Raw genomic sequence first — 16,489 nt, forward strand, 5'->3', positions numbered from 1 at the left:
GTTCTCTTTATTGACGATCAAATAATGAACTTCCTGCAATACCAGGGTTCGTCATTTCAAATGGATTTAAAATGAGATCTAATTCCTCTTCTGTTAACACATCGTATTGAAGGCAAAGCTCACGAATTGGTTTTCCTGTTAAAATCGCTTCACGCGCAATACGCGATACGACTTCATAGCCTAAGTGAGGGTTAACAGCTGTAATAATCCCTACGCTTTTTTCTACATATTCTTTCATCCGCGTTTCGTTTGCTTCAATTCCTGCTAGACAGTGATCTGTAAAGCTTCTGAAACCGTTGTTCATGATGCTGATTGATTGAAGTAAATTAAATACAAGCACAGGTTCCATAACGTTAAGCTCCATCTGACCTGCTTCTGAAGCAAGAGAGATCGTTTGGTCATTTCCCATTACTTGAAACGCAATTTGATTGATTAATTCAGCCATAACCGGATTTACTTTTCCTGGCATGATTGAAGAACCAGGCTGACGAGCAGGAAGGCTAATTTCACCTAGGCCTGCACGGGGGCCAGATGCCATTAAACGCAGGTCATTGGCAATTTTAGACATATTCGTCATACAGATTTTAAGCGCCGCAGATACTTCTGTATAAGCATCTGTATTTTGAGTAGCGTCCACTAAATGCTCTGCATGTACAAGCGGCAGACCGCTGATATCGGCTAAGTGTTTGACTACATTTTCAATATAGCGAGGATCTGCATTTAAGCCTGTTCCAACAGCTGTCGCTCCCATATTTACTTCATGCAAGTGGTCACGCGTCGCGCTGATACGCTTAATGTCGCGCGCTAACACGCGGCTGTATGCTTCAAACTCTTGACCAAGACGAACGGGTACAGCATCTTGAAGATGCGTACGGCCCATTTTAATTACATGATCAAATTCTTGCGCTTTTCGTTTAAATACATCATGCATATCATTCATTGTAACAAGAAGTTTATTTAATAAGTTCAGCGTTGAAATATGGATAGCCGTTGGAAATACATCATTTGTTGACTGAGACATATTCACATGGCTGTTAGGACTTAATTTACCGTATTCGCCTTTATTGTCTCCCATAATTTCAAGGGCACGGTTTGCAATCACTTCATTAGCATTCATATTCATTGACGTTCCTGCTCCGCCTTGAATAGGATCCACAATAAAGTATTCATGCCACTGACCTGCTAAGATTTCATCAGCTGCTTGCACAATCGCATTTCCAATACCTTCATATAAGCGCTTTGTATCCATATTTGCAAGCGCTGCCGCTTTTTTTACGATAGCAAGCGCTTTAATCATTTCTTCATGTACTTTATAACCCGTAATCGGGAAATTTTCTACGGCACGTGCGGTTTGTACACCGTAGTATACGTCTGCTGGAATTTGTTTTTCTCCTAGAAAATCAGCTTCTGTACGATATCCTGCTGTTTCTTGTTTCATAGCTGTACCTGCTTTCTTTTTTAATTAATATCTTCTGCAATCGACGTTTCCATCATCTTTTTCACTTGGTGAGGGTCTTTGGTTTGTCCGAGCACCCACATTAATTTAGGAACAATGGCTTCTGTGTTCATGTTTTTTGAGCGAACGACGCTGTCATGATTAATCATTCGGCCTACTTCATAAATGCCCATGTCTTCTCCTTCTTCAAGGCACTGAGTAGTAATGACAACGGATACACCGTGATTTGTCAATTCAATAAGCTTGGCTAAAATATTGCGAACTTGAAATGGAATTCCTCCACTTCCATAGCTTTCAACAACAACGCCTTGATATACATCTTTTAATCCATCGAAAAATTCAGGCTTAATGCCGGGAAACAGTTTGACAACTGCCACATCCGTACAAAGAGATGTATTAACCGTCAACTCTTCTTTACTAGAGCCAACCGATTTTGTATATTCCACCGTATTATCATGGATAGACGCCACGTATGGATAGTTAATGCTTTCAAATGCATCATAACTTTTTGTACGAAGCTTAATTGCTCTTGTGCCTTGAATCACACGACCGTCAAAGACTACATAGACTCCGCCTGTTTCCTCACATGCAAAGCGAATCGCATCTGCAATATTGCGCTTCGCGTCCGTTTTACTAAATGAAATAGGAATTTGAGATCCTGTAATCGCAATTGGTTTTTTAGAATGCTGAAGCATGTAAGAAAGAGCTGCCGATGTGTAGGCCATTGTATCTGTTCCATGGGTAATAACAAAACCATCGTATTCATTATAATGCTCTTCAATCGCTTTTGCCATCTCTATCCAACATTCAGGCTGCATATTTGTACTATCAAGATTCATAAGAGATTTGCTGTCAATTTGACAATGTTCATTTAAATCAGGTATGTAGCTTAGTAATTGATCTGGCTCCATTCCAGGAACAAGTCCATTTTCACCTTCAAGTGAAGCGACCGTTCCGCCAGTTGATAACAATAATAGTTTTTTCAAAACCGACATCCCCTTTGCTTAATTTCTGTAAAAAAACCTGACAATCTATCAAATAAATTATATTCATTTCGCGTACTTCACCTGTAATTATAGTAACCCAAATTCAATAAATCAAGAGAAAAATTATTCGTTTCGCGTACACTTTTCTCTACGGCAATGATATAATGAATAAAAATGTAAATTGGCTCACGGTTTGATTCCAAAGATCTGCGCGCGAGCTGAATGCCTCGGTTTTTTACATACTACACCTACAAAGGAGCGTCATGAATGTTAAGCAGATTAGCTCAACTCAGGAAAGAAAAAAAATGGTCTCTTCAATATACAGCTGACCAGCTTGAAATTGCTAAAAGCACCTACGCAGGATACGAATCTGGCTATCGTCGTCCTTCTCTTGAAGCACTCGTTACAATCGCAGAACTATTTGATACATCAACAGACTATTTGCTAGGTAAGGAAAAGGAACCTCATTCTCCTTCAGATGCACCCATCGAATTAACATCGCCTCAGACTCATAGAATTACGGTCGACGGTGCGGAACTATCTCAAGAAGAAATTCAGCAGCTGACGGCCTTTATTCGTGCTAAAAGACAAATTGAAAAAGAAACTGCACCTTCTTCAATTTAAAGAAGATTAGAAGCAGGTTGCTTCTAATCTTCTAGCTGCATGTCTAAATAGGCTACTACTTCTTTTATTATTTCCTCTTCTGTTTCTTCCATCAGCTCTCCGGTTATCTTGCTGCCTGGGAGCTTCTTCGAAGAACGAATGCCCAAAAATGTGCGTACACAGTGCCAGATAGGAATAAAAAGACCATCTAAAAACTCATCTTTTTCTAAAATACCCACTTGAATAGTGGCGTGATAACCAGGGTGAAAAGGATTTTCCCCTTCACGGATCACATCTACAGAGATCTCCATCCCCTTTTTTTCAAAAGCTTCTTTATATTGTTCATATATGGATTTGAGAAGTTCTTGCATAGACCTTTCAACCTTATGTATATGCTTTTCTAACTGCGGCGTAAATTGTTTTGCGGTGTATTCCATCTATTTCCCTCTTCTTTCGGTTCCCTATCTATTATTTTAGCGACTTTTATTTTATTGTATCATAAGAAAAGCGTTCGTCTGTCTAGCAGAAAACCCCGCTTTTTTGTAGAAAAGCGGGGTTCATACATACCTTTATTAGCAATAGCCTACATTGCTTTATCTTGTTTAGAAGATGATTTTAATTTTTTATTTTTAGTTGGATCTGGCTCATTAGAAGACATGATGATGTTTCCTTCGCCGTTGCACACTTTGCACTTTATCAATCCAAATTTCTTACCGGCTCCTTGGCATTGTGGACAAACATATCGAATTGGCATAAACTGTACCTTCCTTTTTTCTAATTTATACCTGCGCCTTGAAAGCGCCTGTGGTTAGTTTATAGTTTCATTATAAATTGTACAATCCACCCTATCAAGACGTGCCAAATTGCACATCTTTAATGGCAAGAAATTCTTCCTTTCTAAAATTCACCTAAAAAATGAGTCGATAGGCAGGAGAATTTCTATTGTTGTTAAAAGGCAATACGTCAGAGGAAGTTTCTTATTGGATATAATTAGCGAATCCCCGCGCTAAAAATTTTACTTTTTTTCGTGAATCTAAAGGCTAAACAACCGTTTTATCTCGAATTTCTTTTGAAATGGTTACGTCTTTCCAAAGCTGTTCGTATTTATAGCCCGTTAAACTTTCACAAACCGCTTTCGCTTCAGGAGTAACGGCGGTCGCCGGGCCCCCCTTTTTTCTTCTTTCAATTTCAGCTAATAAAATTTTGTGATTTTTCGGACTTATTTTAAACCATATGGTTGCTATAATTCCCATGAGAATTAAAATAGCAGGTACAATCATGAACAGCTTTTGTAAGCCGGCTAGCGTAGACGCTGACTGCTCGGCATTTGGTACATAGCCAATATTCTTTAAGGCAATACCAACAAGAAAAATCGCAAGCGCCTGAGACGATTTTCGAATAAATGACATCAGCCCTGCATACACGCCTTCTCGTCTTTTTGTCGTAATCATCTCATCTACATCTGATACAAACGGCAGTACATTCCATGGAATCATGATCGCTCCCGAATGACCGCTTCCTAAAAAAAATGCCGCTAAGTAAATAAGAACTAACGAGCTATCTGTTGTTAGGAAACTGAATAAAATAATGCCCGTTCCCCAAATGACCATGCTGAAGTTATAGGTTAATTTATTTCCTAACTTAATGGCTATGTACGTAACAAGAGGAATAAATAGCACTTGTGTAATTTGCACAAAGCTCAGGGTATCTGCATAAATCGCTTCGCGCAGCATGTAATAGGCAATAAAATAAAAGAAAAGAGCATTAAATACATCCATTGCAATGTAAGATGCTAAATACATGGCAAGGTACACGTTAAACGACTTATTTTTAAATGCACTTCCAAAACTGATAAACAGCTGCTTAAATTCTAACCAAAATCCGTTTTTCTTTTTTCGTTCCACTACTTCTCCGCTATCCCATGTTCCCTTGTAAACAAAAATCCATGGAAGAGCAAAAAGAAGTCCAAAGATAATGCCCATGATTAAATATCCTTGTCCGCCTGGAAATGCATCAATGATTCGTTTCGGGAAAAAAGCACCTAAAAATGAAGCGCCTTGTGAAAAGACCATGCGTATTCCCGTCATTTTCGAACGAATACTATAATCTGTCGTCATTTCTGCTGCTAGCGTATTGTAAGGAACCATGACCATACCAAACGCGGTATTAAATAAAAGATAGGCTAAAATAAAATAGGTGTATTTAAACATATGTGAGCCTTCAATAGGAATCCACAGCATACTGAACGTGATGGCAACCGGAATGATTCCAAAAAGAAAAAAGACTCTTCTTCGTCCTTTTTTTGTCTGAAGATGATCAGATATGTACCCAATGGTTGGATCTAATAAAGCATCCCACACTTTTCCAAGAGCTACAATCGTTCCTGCTTCTACAGGAGAAAGCCCGACTACATCCGTTAAAAAAACCATAAATAATGTGCCGATAATAAAAAAGGATCCTCCGCCAAACAAATCCCCAAATCCATACGCTACCATATTACGAAAGCGCACTTGTTTTGTTTTCCCTTGCATATGCAGCCCTCCCCCTGAGTAAATAGACTAGCTTCTTTTGTTATTCACTTTTTTCTATTTTACTAAACTATCCCTTAAAAAATAAGGAATATGTCATCTGTTCTACTAACAAAAATAAGATGCTTTCTACTTATATAAATAGAAAAGCAGCTGGATAAAACGTTCTTCTTTATACCCTATTATAAGTTGACTTTTTGTTCACAGCTGTTATAATTCAACCCATCGCTGATTATTTAACTATAAAATGCAAACTTGAACATTTGACATCTGAGCTGTGACGAATAAAATAATAAGTATGAAACCTATTGATATCTTTAAAGCATTATCTAATGAAACTCGATTAAATATATTAGAGTGGTTAAAAGAACCTGAAAAGCATTTTAAAGACAAACAAGCACATTTGCCTAAGGAGGTCAGCAGCAGAGGCGGTGTTTGCGTGGGAGATATTCAGGAAAAAGCTCAGCTGTCTCAGTCCACAGTATCCAGTTATCTTTCCATGATGCAAAAAGCAGGTTTGTTAGAGTCAATTCGGCACGGTCAATGGACATACTATCGCCGAAATGAAGAAACGCTTCAAGAGCTTTCTTCATTCTTACGAAAAAAACTTTAACGAGTTTTTTTCACTCGTTATATCTATTTTTCTAGATATACAAATATAAAGAAATATTGGAGTGATAAACGTGAAGTTGTTGGTTTATTTAGTTGCGGTTTTAGGCGGCGCTGCTTTAAGTATGGAAGGCGCCATTGCCGGAGAACTCGGAAAAACAGTTGGAAAACTTGAAAGCAGTTATTATATTTTTATCATGGGAACGCTCATTTTAGGTCTGACCACTTTATTTGCTGGAAAGGGAGATCTACCTTACGTCTTAAAAGCGCCTAAGTGGAATTTAACCGGTGGATTATTAGGTACGGTTTATTTAACGATTCTAGTGATTAGTATCCCCTTTATCGGAATTGGTGTTTCAATGGTTGCGGTTATTGTGGGCCAAATGATTACAAGCATGATCATTGAGCATTTTGGTTGGCTTGGCAGCAGCAAAATTAAAATTAACAAAGAACGCGTAATGGCTATTGTATGTATGGGAATTGCGCTTGTACTTATTTTCTAGGAGGGTTTTACGATGAGTTTATTAATGGTAATACTTACCTTAATAGGAGGATTAACGCTAAGCGCTCAGTCTTCTATTAACGGTACTTTAAGTAAAAAAACAGGTACGTTTGAAACAGCTTTTTTAACCTTTGCAACAGGTGCCATGATTTTAACGATTGTCGTGGTCTTCTTTGGACAAGGAAACATTCTCTCTGTTTTTGATGTCCCTAAATGGCAGCTTACTTGCGCTTTATTCGGAGCATCTTATTTGTTTCTAACCGTTTTAGCCGTTCCTAAAATTGGCGTAACAGCAGCTAATATTTCAACTGTTATCGGTCAGTTATTTGCAAGTATGATTATCGACCATTTTGGCTGGTTTGGAAGCAAAGAAGTACCCTTTGATCTATCCCGCTGGATTGGTGTAGCATTTATGTTATTAGCTCTTTATTTTATTTTCAAAGGCAATAAGAAAACAGCAGCATAAAATATTCATGAAAATAGCCAAGTGTCCCTATGTAAAGGCGCACTTGGCTATTTTTGTACGTAAACCGCGTTTGAATTTTCAATCAATTATTTAGAACATATTTTATTTAAACGAAATTGGTTTTTAATCAGGTGAATTTCACAAAAAACTGTGCATACCTTCATGCCTTTGTTCAAAAGATAAAGATGCAGATCTAGAAAATCAGCTACATAAACGAACAGGTAAGGTGGGTTTTTTCGTGGGAAAATTTTTGTTTTTAGCAGCATTTGTCTTTTTTTGTTTTACGCTTTCCATTTCCGCAGAAGAAAATATACCAGAAGAAAATATAGAATCACACGTAAGTCAGCCTGTTGTAAAAGATTTTATTTATCAATCTCTTGAACCTTGGGTACATCAAGATATTACTTCTCATTATGAGAAGGTGTACGGTAAACAGCATAAAAAAGTAAAAGTTCGCCCGATTAAAAAAGATGATATCGGAATACAAATGGGTGAAATACAGCCAGGTAAAGGCGGTAAGTTCACTCATATTGTGCGGGTAAAAATCTTAAACTTGAAAGTAAAACCTGAGGGAGAAGATGAATTCTTTGCAACGGATACGCTTATTTACAAAGTGAATATCAACGACCTTTCTGCTGAAAATGATGTAGAAAACGTCGTAAAATTACTCGAGTATAAACATCAAGAAAGATAAAGGCTCAAAAAGCCAATTCTTACCCCTTTTGAAGGTATTTATTCCGCTATTCAAAAGGGGCTTTATTATGAAGTGTGTTTTCTCTTCACAATTTTAGGGAATATAACTACCACTTATCCCCTAATTTTTTCATATTGCTAGTGCATAAGATACGAACTTGATAACTTTTTGTCGGTTTTTATCTATTTCTGTAGGGTTTCTTGTAGGATGAAAAAGAAAGTAAAGCGCTTTAATTGCTATGACAGAAAGGTTGAGGATAGCTGTCCTGCATAACTGGAAATCAATAGGTATTAAGAACTGCATGTAACGACAAAAGTTGACAGCTAAAGATTTCAGAATAATAATAATAAAGCAACAACGTTTAAACGAAAGACTTATTTTACATGAAAGGTGTTAGTCAGATGAACAATTTACATCGAAGAATGGGAACATTCGCGTTAACCATGACGGGACTTGGATCAATTATTGGTTCCGGCTGGTTATTTGGAGCGTGGCGAGCAGCTCAAATTGCAGGGCCGGCTGCTATTTTATCATGGGTCATTGGAATGGTCGTTATTTTATTTATTGCACTTTCTTACAGTGAATTAGGATCCATGTTTCCCGAAGCCGGCGGGATGGTCAAGTATACGCAGTACTCACACGGCTCGTTTATTGGTTTTATTGCTGCTTGGGCAAACTGGATTGCGATTGTATCCGTTATTCCAGTCGAAGCAGTAGCTTCTGTACAGTATATGAGTTCGTGGCCTTGGAAGTGGGCACAGTGGACAAGCCACCTCGTAGAAAAAGGAACGTTAACTGGCGAAGGGTTAGCTATCGCTACTGTGCTATTGATTATTTACTTTTTACTGAATTATTGGACAGTTGGACTATTTTCCAAAGCCAACTCGTTAATTACTATTTTTAAAATTGTTATACCAGGACTTACAATCGGAGCACTTTTGTTTGTAGGCTTTCACGGCGAGAACTTCACTTCTGGAAGCAGCATCGCACCAAACGGCTGGGCTAGCGTGCTTACAGCAGTTGCTACGTCTGGGATTGTGTTTGCTTTTAACGGTTTTCAAAGCCCTATTAATATGGCGGGAGAAGCGAAAAATCCGGGCCGCTCTATTCCGATTGCGGTAGTAGGCTCAATTTTAGTTGCTACAGTCATTTATTTGCTTCTACAAATTGCATTTATCGGGGCAGTAAATCCTTCTGATATTGCGAAGGGATGGAGTCATTTAAACTTTAACTCTCCGTTTGCAGATTTAGCCATTGCGCTTAACATTAACTGGCTTGTCATTGTCCTGTATGCAGATGCGTTTGTTTCACCATCTGGAACGGGTATTACGTATACAGCTACTACTGCTCGAATGATTTATGGTATGGAACAAAATAAATATTTGCCAAGTGTCCTAGGACGCCTTCATCCGATTTATGGTGTTCCGCGTCAAGCCATGTTTTTTAACTTAGCTGTTGCTCTTGTCTTTTTGTTTTTATTTCGGGGCTGGGGCGTGCTTGCTGAAATTATTTCAGTCGCTACGCTTATCTCTTACATTACAGGTCCTGTTACGGTTATGACGCTAAGACGAACTGGCAGCGATTTATATCGTCCCCTTCGTTTAAAGGGATTAAGCATCATTGCGCCGCTTGGTTTTATTTTTGCTTCTTTAACCTTATATTGGGCGCGCTGGCCGCTAACTGGACAAGTTTTGTTTATTATTTTAATCGGCCTTCCTATTTATTTTTATTATCAAGCAAAGGCTAAATGGAAAGGCTTTCGACAGAACTTCAAAGGCGGCGTATGGATGGTTGTATACTTACTTTGTATGATGACTATTTCCTGGCTTGGAAGCGAAAAGTTTGGCGGCCTTAATGTCATTAAATATGGATGGGATATGGGAATTATTGTTGTTGTTTCTCTTCTCTTCTACACATGGGCTTTAAAAAGCGGCTTCAAAACGGAGTATTTAGAGAATGGAAGAAAAGTAAATGACGACTTAAAAGCAGCAGTGAATGAAACAGCAGCTTCTAAAGAGTCATAACAAAAGCACCTTGCATAAGCAAGGTGCTTCTTAGTGAGCAGTTCTAACTTTTTTCAGCACGTCTTCAATCGTAATTTGATCTAGATGCCTGATTACGCTTTGCTCACTTTCCGTGAAAATGTCGTCCATCACTGTTTGAATGTTTGATTTCACAATACAGTCAGCGTCAGGGTCGCCGCTGCACCAGTGAGGCTTCAACGTTCCTGTCGATATAACTCGGTAAATCAGCCCAAGACTTATTTCAGCAGGGCTGCAGCCTAAAGTATAACCGCCGCCTAGCCCTTCTTTTGTCCGAACCAAGTTGTTTTTTCTGAGTGTACTCATTGTTTTCCGAACCCGTGCAGGATTGGTACAGATGTTATAAGCAATCGATTCACTGCTTGCCCGGTGATCTGGTAAATTTGCTAGGAACACTAAGCTGTGCACGGCAATGGTAAATTCACTGTTCATCTTCCATAAACCACCTTTTTTCTTTCTCTACTGTAACGTTAAGTGACACAGTTCAAAAAGTCAAGAGAGCAAGGAGGGAAAGAAGAACTGTAGCTTTATTTATTCACGGTCTTCTTTTTCTATACTTTCTACTTCGTTAGCTGAGTTGATTTCAAGGTATACCGTCTTTTCTTTTAAACTGCCTTTTTCTTCTTTTTCAAAGTCAGTGCTTTTTTGATACGTTTTTTTGCCGTTTGGAACTTTTACCGTTAGATTTTTGTTACTTTCTTCTATAAAAATACCCACAACTTTACGTTCGTTTCCATCTTGTTCGTACACGCCATCTTTATCTGCTTTTGCTTTTGGAGTTAATTCAATACTAATTGCTTCTTGTGTAGCTGCGTCAATCTCAGCTTCTACTTCTTTATTAAGCATATTTTTTAGCTGTGAGCCTTCCACTTCCATCCCAGAGCTCTTTGGTACTTTAACAAGTTGATCATCAATATTCAGCGTCATTTCTTTTTCAGCGTCTTTTTTTAACGTACCGATCAAATCAAAATCTTCTTCTTTCCCCTTTTTAATGTCTGGGTCATTGGAATACTGCTGTAGTTTTGTCAATTCTTGACGGTCTTCAATTGCTTTTTCCTCTGCTTTATGATTGTCTGATTTTATCTTGTTAGCTGGTTCACCTGAACAGGCTGCCCCACTTCCAATCATACAGAGAGTGACTAAGGACAGGATTCCTTTTGTTAGCTGTTTTTGCATATGTATTCTCCTTTTTCTTTTTTATTTCCACCTTTATACATATGTAAAACAAAAAATGAAACATAACGACATCCAGGAAACCTACGTTCACCCTACCAATGAAAAAATCCGAACGGGTTGAATTCTTTATCAAGAATCAAACGCGTTCGGATTTTCTTTCAACTAAAACACTTTGGTCCTAGCTTCTTTTTAAAGCTGCTGTTGCTTCAATATATGATTCGCTTCTTCTAAGTAAGTCACATACGCCTGTACTTGTTTATCACCGTAATTATCTAGTTCAAACAGCGCTTCTTGTATAAAATTAAAATTATCAATAATATGCTGTGTTTTCATGCCTCGGCTTGTGAGTAAATTGTTTAACCATAAGGCATAGTCCGTAAAAATTTGTAGATTGTCTAACTTATATGTTGTCTCGAGATACTTCATATGATAATGATTATCTTCATGGCATCTTTCTTTGCCGCGCTCTCCGAATTTTTCGAGCAAAGAAGGTTCTAACTCGTAGATTTTCTCCGTTACTCTTTCGACGATCTTATTAACGGGAAGTGAACTCATCGTGCCACCACTTTGTACTGAGAAACTTTTGGGATGACGGCTGCCAGTTCTTGATCAGGGTACTTTTTCTCTAAATCATGAATACGCTTGAAATCTTCGCTTCGTACCCAGCTTAAATAATTCTCTTTCGTATCAAATGTAAGCTGAACGGTGAGCTCCCCTGCTCGCTTATCGTTTTGAAGAAGTAGAAAGTCTACAAATCCTGGAGCCTCGTCGACTGATTTTGAACGATTTTTATAAATTCCAATCACTTCTTCAGCTTTTTCATCCGGTACATTAAATGTTGAAAATACGGTGTACATCTTGGTTCCTCCCTTTATGATACAAAACCTGGGTTCTTTTCTCTTTATTGTACATCATATAGGAGATGAAATGGTGTTACGTTTAGATTTCACTGGGGTTACAGCAGGTCTTTAACCTAAAATCCCTTTGAAACAGCGTTTCAAAGGGATTTTCTATCTGTTATTATATTAGTTTTCGATTTTTGTTAATTGTTCTGTATGTGTTTTTACACGTGCTGGATCAATTGTAATACGGGCAACGCCTGAATCCATTGCTGCTTTTGCTACAGACTCTGCTACAGCTGGCGCTACGCGAGGATCAAATGGTCCAGGGATCACGTAATCTGCGTTTAGCTCTTCTTCTGTAATAAGGGCTGCAATTGCTTCAACAGCAGCTTTTTTCATTTCTTCGTTAATATGAGTAGCGCGAACGTCTAACGCACCGCGGAAAATTCCAGGGAATGCAAGAACGTTATTTACTTGGTTAGGGAAGTCTGAACGACCTGTTCCAATAACAGCCGCTCCTGCTTCTTTTGCAGCGTCTGGCTTGATTTCGGGATTAGGATTTGCCATCGCAAAGATAATTGCATCTTCATTCATTGATTTAACCATCTCTTGAGATAATGCATCTGCTGCAGATACGCCGATAAATACATCTGCGCCTTTAATTACATCGCTTAGCGTACCGCTTTCTTTGTTTACATTTGTATAAGAAGCCACTTCAGCTTTCACTTTGTTCATACCTTGAGGGCGGCCTTCATAAATAGCACCTCTTGTATCACACATGATCATGTCACGTACGCCGTAAGAATAAAGAAGTTTTGTAATAGCAATGCCGGCAGCTCCTGCTCCGTTTAAGACGATTTTTAAGTCTTCCATTGATTTGTTTACAATTTTTAATGCATTTACAAGTCCTGCTACCGTTACGATTGCTGTACCGTGCTGATCATCATGGAACACAGGAATATCTACTTCTTTTTTCAGGCGCTCTTCAATTTCAAAGCACTGTGGAGCTGCGATATCTTCTAAGTTAATGCCTCCGAATGTATGAGCCATTAATTTCACAGTTTCAACAATTTTATCTGTATCTGTTGTATCAAGTGCAATTGGGAATGCATCTACGCCTGCAAAGCTTTTAAATAAAATTGCTTTTCCTTCCATAACGGGAAGTGAAGCCGCAGGTCCGATGTTTCCAAGACCAAGAACAGCAGTACCATTTGTCACAACGCCGACCATGTTTCCTTTCATTGTGTAATCATACACCGTTTCTGGATGTTCATGAATTTCTTTACAAGGTTCTGCTACTCCCGGAGAGTAAGCTAAGCTTAAATCTTGAGCGTTTTGAACTTCAACTTTTGATTTAACTTCTAACTTACCTTGTTTTTCTTGATGCATATGTAGTGCTTGATCACGTAGTGACATAATTGTATTCTCTCCTTTTTTTCTATACATTTAAATTTTTTAATGAATTTATTTAACACTTGCTTTTTATCTCCATAATTGTAAGACAACCTGACTGAATAAATTCACAGACAAGTGCCATTATGAAACAAGAAACATAAAAAGTAAACTATCTTGCTTAAACCACTGCTGCGCTTTGTTAATATAAAGTCTAGACGTGTCGGCAACTCTTGTTTGTCTCACTTCAAGTTGTCTGATATACAGACAACTTAGAAAATATACAACCGTTCACTATAGCGCTTTCAAATACGTTTCAGCAAAATCGACGGCTTTAGGCATTGAAAAGAAGTATGCACGTGCTGAACCAATTTTTTCAGCTTTTATTCCTTTTGCTTCAATAAACGCTTCACCTATCTCTTCAAACAGCCCTTCTCGAAACTCTAATTCTTTATACGTCTTCCATACTCGCTTTCCTGAATCTATAACTGGAGATCCTTTTTGAATCACATTTCGATATGGAATCCGATATTCTGCTAGATGAAAAGAAGTATTATTCCCAAACCCGACACCTAATAATAAAACAAAGGCATGTTTTTTGTAAAGCCTTTCAAGAGGAGAATTTTCGCCTAAACTAAATTCAAGGGGATGATCTCTTAAGATGTCTTCGCTGTCCTTTCCCCAAGCGGCGAATGAATACATTGGATGGCTGCTTCTTCTTACGCCAGGATATGTTCGAAAAGTTTCCACGATTTGTCCCATCCCGCTTGTTGGCGTTTGGGCTGGATCATATGCAGGCATCGTTTCCCGAATATTTTCCCACCACTCTTTTGGCACAGCCGGATTGCCCCATTCTGATGGATCCGAAAGATCGACCGACTGTGACGGCATAACGATCGTTCCTTCCTCTGTCACTGTCTCCATTAAAGCTTGAACAACGGCTACTGAACCTCCGTTTACCCATCCTAATGAAGATAGTGAAGAATGAACCATGATAGTCATCCCTTGTGTGATGCCTAACCTGCGTAAATCTTCTTTTAACGTCTCTTTCGTTCTAGGATGATCTGTTGCTTGGACAATGTGCTTCATCGTAAGCTCCTTACTTATAGTGCTGCTAGAATGTGTTGCTGAACTCTAGCAATATATGTAAAACTTATGTTTCCATAATAGTAAGAATAACACCAATTGTCAAATTATTTAAAGTAATAGAAAAACTTAGTTTTATTCATATCAGTTATCACACAACTGACTTGTTGGTAAGTTTTATTTCCTTCAACTATCTTACTATAATAACAGCTAATGAATCTTTTCAGTAAAGTAAAAAGAAGAATATTCCTATAAATAAAAGAAATACTAATGAAGCTATACATATTTACATATCACTATTTTCAGGAGGAATGTGTACAATGAGCACATCAAAACTTCCGCCGCTCACGTCCTCGGAGCTCGCTAACTTATGGATGACTTATCAAGAAAAAACGATGATTTCGAGGTTTTTAGAATATTGTCTTGAAGGTAAAGAAGATCATAAAGAGCTTTTTGAGCTGTATTATAGCCGCTCATTAAATATTACAGAGCAAATCAAAGAAATTTTAGAGAACGAAGGTGCGGTTATTCCTTTAGGATTTACTAAACATGATGTAAACCTAGGAGTGCCGAAACTGTTCGACTCCATGTTTGAAATCATGTACGTACGCTTAATGTCTCAGATTGAAACAGGCCTATTTGCTTTGCATTCAACGATGTCCTACCGGGAAGATATACGGAATTTTTTTGTAAATGCAACATCACAATCGCAGAACATATACAATCAATCCACTCAGATATTATTAGAAACCGGCGTCATTGCAAAGCCTCCTTACGTTTCGATGCCAAAAGAAGTTCGGTTTGTCCACGAACAAAATTATATCGGCGGGCTAAGTTGGCTTAGTGAAAAAAGATCTCTTAATACAATTGAAGTGTCGCTTATTCAACATGCCGTTGATACAAATCTTGTCGGAATGCAGCTGATGATTGGCTTTGCTCAAGCAGCTGGCAACAAAGAGGCACAGCAGCATTTTGTCAGCGGGATGAAGCTATCAAAAAAAATTGAAACAGAACTCGGAGATATTTTACGTCATAGCTATATAGAGCCTCCTGCTACCCATGCCGGAAAAGCAACAAGCTCAACTGTTTCTCCTTTTTCAGATAAATTAATGATGTACAACACCAGTCTTCTAAGCACCTTTGGCCTAGGAAGCAATGCTTTAGGGGGTGCTTTTAGCTTAAGAAGTGATTTGCCGCTCAAAATGCTGCAGCTGGCTAAAGACATTTACTTTTTTGCAAAAGAAGGTGGAAAAATTATGATTCAAAACGGATGGCTTGAAGAGCCTCCTCAAATTGAAGATCGCAATCAGTTAACGAAAAAATAGGTTCTTGCAAATGGGAAAGCTAGCTGCTAAACGTGCAGCTAGTCCTATTTGTTTTTTTAGTATACTGTTTTTGCTACCCTTACATAAAAATTGTTTGGGTTGTTTAGAAGCTCTTCCTCTCTTCTTCTCAGTCTTTTAGCTCATATTTCTACTTACCTTATGACAAAAAATAAAAGGAATTTTCTCCGGGCTGCCGAAAACTTTCTATATAAAATAGAAAGGAGAAACGTATGTTTCCTATTCTTCGTACACCTCGCACTACACTGCGTGAAATAACAGAAGCGGATGCAGATACTATTTTCGACTGCTTTTCTCAGGAAGAAGTTATCAAATATTACGGGCAAGAAAAATTCACAACTTTCCAAGAAGCTTTGGTGCTGATTGATATTTTTGCTGAAAATTACAGAAATCAAAAAGGTTTGCGCTGGGGAATCGAACGGCTCGATACGGGGGAACTAATCGGGACAGTCGGATTGAATCAGTGGAACCAAAAGCATAAGCGGGCGGAAATTGGCTATGAGCTGCACCCTGAACACTGGGGGCACGGCTATGCTTCGGAAGCTGCTTCAGCTGTTATGGCTTATGGATTTGATACCCTTCAGCTAGTGCGAATTGGAGCTGTTGTGTTTCTTGAAAACAAGGCATCTCAGCACGTGCTTGAAAAGCTCGGGTTTCAGCAAGAAGGAGTGTTAAAAAACTATATGTATCAAAACGGAAAAGCTCACGATACGCTTGTTTATAGCTCCCTGCCTCCTACATAATAAAAAAAAGGATTCTTTTTA

Annotated in this window: 19 protein-coding genes; 8 read left to right on the forward strand and 11 right to left on the reverse strand. The window is 38.4% G+C overall.

From position 1 onward, the window contains the following. Window positions 1-7: 7 nt before the first annotated feature. Both aspA and ACMX9J_RS06450 read right to left on the reverse strand, forming a co-directional pair. Window positions 8-1,438 carry an aspartate ammonia-lyase gene (gene aspA / locus ACMX9J_RS06445; RefSeq protein WP_014459383.1) on the reverse strand — a complete coding sequence of 477 codons (1,431 nt, stop codon included), beginning with the start codon at window positions 1,436-1,438 and terminating at the stop codon, window positions 8-10. 20 nt (window positions 1,439-1,458) lie between these two features. After that, window positions 1,459-2,442 carry an asparaginase gene (locus ACMX9J_RS06450; protein ID WP_033580584.1) on the reverse strand — a complete coding sequence of 328 codons (984 nt, stop codon included), beginning with the start codon at window positions 2,440-2,442 and terminating at the stop codon, window positions 1,459-1,461. Window positions 2,443-2,709: 267 nt separating this feature from the next. On the opposite strand from ACMX9J_RS06450, the gene ACMX9J_RS06455 reads away from it, so the two are divergent. After that, window positions 2,710-3,066: a helix-turn-helix domain-containing protein gene (locus ACMX9J_RS06455; protein WP_028414387.1), complete on the forward strand. Its 357-nt coding sequence runs from the start codon at window positions 2,710-2,712 to the stop codon at window positions 3,064-3,066. A 23-nt stretch (window positions 3,067-3,089) separates the two neighbouring features. On the opposite strand, the gene ACMX9J_RS06460 is transcribed toward ACMX9J_RS06455, so the two are convergent. From ACMX9J_RS06460 to ACMX9J_RS06470, 3 genes are all read right to left on the reverse strand, one after another. After that, window positions 3,090-3,482, reverse strand: a complete 393-nt coding sequence (locus tag ACMX9J_RS06460; RefSeq protein WP_310883932.1) for a hypothetical protein — start codon at window positions 3,480-3,482, stop codon at window positions 3,090-3,092. Between the two features lie 146 nt (window positions 3,483-3,628). Beyond that, window positions 3,629-3,799 (reverse strand): hypothetical protein, encoded by a 171-nt coding sequence (locus ACMX9J_RS06465; RefSeq protein ID WP_013083852.1) that lies wholly within the window; start codon window positions 3,797-3,799, stop codon window positions 3,629-3,631. Between the two features lie 286 nt (window positions 3,800-4,085). Then, window positions 4,086-5,576, reverse strand: a complete 1,491-nt coding sequence (locus tag ACMX9J_RS06470) for an MFS transporter (protein ID WP_049165429.1) — start codon at window positions 5,574-5,576, stop codon at window positions 4,086-4,088. Between the two features lie 295 nt (window positions 5,577-5,871). Between ACMX9J_RS06470 and ACMX9J_RS06475 the strand changes: the two genes are divergently transcribed. The 5 genes from ACMX9J_RS06475 (at window position 5,872) to ACMX9J_RS06495 (ending at window position 9,868) form a co-directional block, all read left to right on the forward strand. Next, a complete protein-coding gene (locus tag ACMX9J_RS06475) occupies window positions 5,872-6,186 on the forward strand; it encodes an ArsR/SmtB family transcription factor (protein ID WP_013083854.1) in 315 nt (104 codons plus the stop codon). A gap of 70 nt (window positions 6,187-6,256) precedes the next feature. Then, entirely contained in the window at window positions 6,257-6,685 is a 429-nt protein-coding gene (locus tag ACMX9J_RS06480) for a DMT family transporter (protein ID WP_028409192.1), read from the forward strand. 12 nt (window positions 6,686-6,697) lie between these two features. Next, window positions 6,698-7,150 (forward strand): DMT family transporter, encoded by a 453-nt coding sequence (locus ACMX9J_RS06485; RefSeq protein ID WP_013057779.1) that lies wholly within the window; start codon window positions 6,698-6,700, stop codon window positions 7,148-7,150. Window positions 7,151-7,388: 238 nt separating this feature from the next. Then, window positions 7,389-7,844, forward strand: a complete 456-nt coding sequence (locus tag ACMX9J_RS06490) for a hypothetical protein (protein ID WP_028414391.1) — start codon at window positions 7,389-7,391, stop codon at window positions 7,842-7,844. 401 nt (window positions 7,845-8,245) lie between these two features. Then, on the forward strand, window positions 8,246-9,868 hold the full coding sequence (locus tag ACMX9J_RS06495) for an APC family permease (protein ID WP_028414392.1): 1,623 nt from the start codon (window positions 8,246-8,248) through the stop codon (window positions 9,866-9,868). Between the two features lie 30 nt (window positions 9,869-9,898). Here ACMX9J_RS06495 and ACMX9J_RS06500 read toward each other — a convergent pair whose 3' ends face one another. The 6 genes from ACMX9J_RS06500 to ACMX9J_RS06525 all read right to left on the reverse strand — a co-directional run bounded on the left by ACMX9J_RS06500 (window position 9,899) and on the right by ACMX9J_RS06525 (window position 14,385). Next, window positions 9,899-10,318 (reverse strand): Rrf2 family transcriptional regulator, encoded by a 420-nt coding sequence (locus tag ACMX9J_RS06500; protein WP_028414393.1) that lies wholly within the window; start codon window positions 10,316-10,318, stop codon window positions 9,899-9,901. 99 nt (window positions 10,319-10,417) lie between these two features. Beyond that, window positions 10,418-11,062 carry a hypothetical protein gene (locus ACMX9J_RS06505; protein WP_165636523.1) on the reverse strand — a complete coding sequence of 215 codons (645 nt, stop codon included), beginning with the start codon at window positions 11,060-11,062 and terminating at the stop codon, window positions 10,418-10,420. Between the two features lie 189 nt (window positions 11,063-11,251). Further along, the gene (locus ACMX9J_RS06510) at window positions 11,252-11,617 is read right to left on the reverse strand and encodes a hypothetical protein (RefSeq protein WP_025751140.1); all 366 of its coding nucleotides are present in this window, start codon (window positions 11,615-11,617) and stop codon (window positions 11,252-11,254) included. Beyond that, on the reverse strand, window positions 11,614-11,919 hold the full coding sequence (locus ACMX9J_RS06515) for an antibiotic biosynthesis monooxygenase family protein (protein WP_013057785.1): 306 nt from the start codon (window positions 11,917-11,919) through the stop codon (window positions 11,614-11,616). Before ACMX9J_RS06515 ends, ACMX9J_RS06510 begins: the two co-directional genes overlap by 4 nt. A 168-nt stretch (window positions 11,920-12,087) precedes the next feature. Further along, window positions 12,088-13,320, reverse strand: coding sequence for an NAD(P)-dependent malic enzyme (locus tag ACMX9J_RS06520; protein ID WP_014459372.1), 1,233 nt, complete (start codon window positions 13,318-13,320; stop codon window positions 12,088-12,090). A 270-nt stretch (window positions 13,321-13,590) separates the two neighbouring features. Beyond that, a complete protein-coding gene (locus ACMX9J_RS06525) occupies window positions 13,591-14,385 on the reverse strand; it encodes an AAC(3) family N-acetyltransferase (protein ID WP_328132619.1) in 795 nt (264 codons plus the stop codon). A 317-nt stretch (window positions 14,386-14,702) separates the two neighbouring features. Between ACMX9J_RS06525 and ACMX9J_RS06530 the strand changes: the two genes are divergently transcribed. Next, window positions 14,703-15,707, forward strand: coding sequence for a DUF3231 family protein (locus tag ACMX9J_RS06530; RefSeq protein WP_328132620.1), 1,005 nt, complete (start codon window positions 14,703-14,705; stop codon window positions 15,705-15,707). 230 nt (window positions 15,708-15,937) lie between these two features. Next, window positions 15,938-16,468, forward strand: a complete 531-nt coding sequence (locus tag ACMX9J_RS06535) for a GNAT family N-acetyltransferase (RefSeq protein WP_034270243.1) — start codon at window positions 15,938-15,940, stop codon at window positions 16,466-16,468. Window positions 16,469-16,489: the final 21 nt, after the last annotated feature.

It is taken from the genome of Priestia sp. RMT2NF4 (genome assembly GCF_047872835.1).
In the GTDB taxonomy this organism is placed as follows: domain Bacteria; phylum Bacillota; class Bacilli; order Bacillales; family Bacillaceae_H; genus Priestia; species Priestia zanthoxyli.

What these genes read in the sequence shown, in the direction of transcription:
- ACMX9J_RS06520 (WP_014459372.1), bottom strand. Translation starts at nt 13,320, where the DNA reads ATGTCACTACGTGATCAAGCACTACATATGCATCAAGAAAAACAAGGT.
- aspA (WP_014459383.1), bottom strand. Translation starts at nt 1,438, where the DNA reads ATGAAACAAGAAACAGCAGGATATCGTACAGAAGCTGATTTTCTAGGA.
- ACMX9J_RS06485 (WP_013057779.1), top strand. Translation starts at nt 6,698, where the DNA reads ATGAGTTTATTAATGGTAATACTTACCTTAATAGGAGGATTAACGCTA.
- ACMX9J_RS06470 (WP_049165429.1), bottom strand. Translation starts at nt 5,576, where the DNA reads ATGCAAGGGAAAACAAAACAAGTGCGCTTTCGTAATATGGTAGCGTAT.
- ACMX9J_RS06515 (WP_013057785.1), bottom strand. Translation starts at nt 11,919, where the DNA reads ATGTACACCGTATTTTCAACATTTAATGTACCGGATGAAAAAGCTGAA.
- ACMX9J_RS06500 (WP_028414393.1), bottom strand. Translation starts at nt 10,318, where the DNA reads ATGAACAGTGAATTTACCATTGCCGTGCACAGCTTAGTGTTCCTAGCA.
- ACMX9J_RS06460 (WP_310883932.1), bottom strand. Translation starts at nt 3,482, where the DNA reads ATGGAATACACCGCAAAACAATTTACGCCGCAGTTAGAAAAGCATATA.
- ACMX9J_RS06455 (WP_028414387.1), top strand. Translation starts at nt 2,710, where the DNA reads ATGTTAAGCAGATTAGCTCAACTCAGGAAAGAAAAAAAATGGTCTCTT.
- ACMX9J_RS06465 (WP_013083852.1), bottom strand. Translation starts at nt 3,799, where the DNA reads ATGCCAATTCGATATGTTTGTCCACAATGCCAAGGAGCCGGTAAGAAA.
- ACMX9J_RS06525 (WP_328132619.1), bottom strand. Translation starts at nt 14,385, where the DNA reads ATGAAGCACATTGTCCAAGCAACAGATCATCCTAGAACGAAAGAGACG.
- ACMX9J_RS06505 (WP_165636523.1), bottom strand. Translation starts at nt 11,062, where the DNA reads ATGCAAAAACAGCTAACAAAAGGAATCCTGTCCTTAGTCACTCTCTGT.
- ACMX9J_RS06530 (WP_328132620.1), top strand. Translation starts at nt 14,703, where the DNA reads ATGAGCACATCAAAACTTCCGCCGCTCACGTCCTCGGAGCTCGCTAAC.
- ACMX9J_RS06510 (WP_025751140.1), bottom strand. Translation starts at nt 11,617, where the DNA reads ATGAGTTCACTTCCCGTTAATAAGATCGTCGAAAGAGTAACGGAGAAA.
- ACMX9J_RS06495 (WP_028414392.1), top strand. Translation starts at nt 8,246, where the DNA reads ATGAACAATTTACATCGAAGAATGGGAACATTCGCGTTAACCATGACG.
- ACMX9J_RS06535 (WP_034270243.1), top strand. Translation starts at nt 15,938, where the DNA reads ATGTTTCCTATTCTTCGTACACCTCGCACTACACTGCGTGAAATAACA.
- ACMX9J_RS06475 (WP_013083854.1), top strand. Translation starts at nt 5,872, where the DNA reads ATGAAACCTATTGATATCTTTAAAGCATTATCTAATGAAACTCGATTA.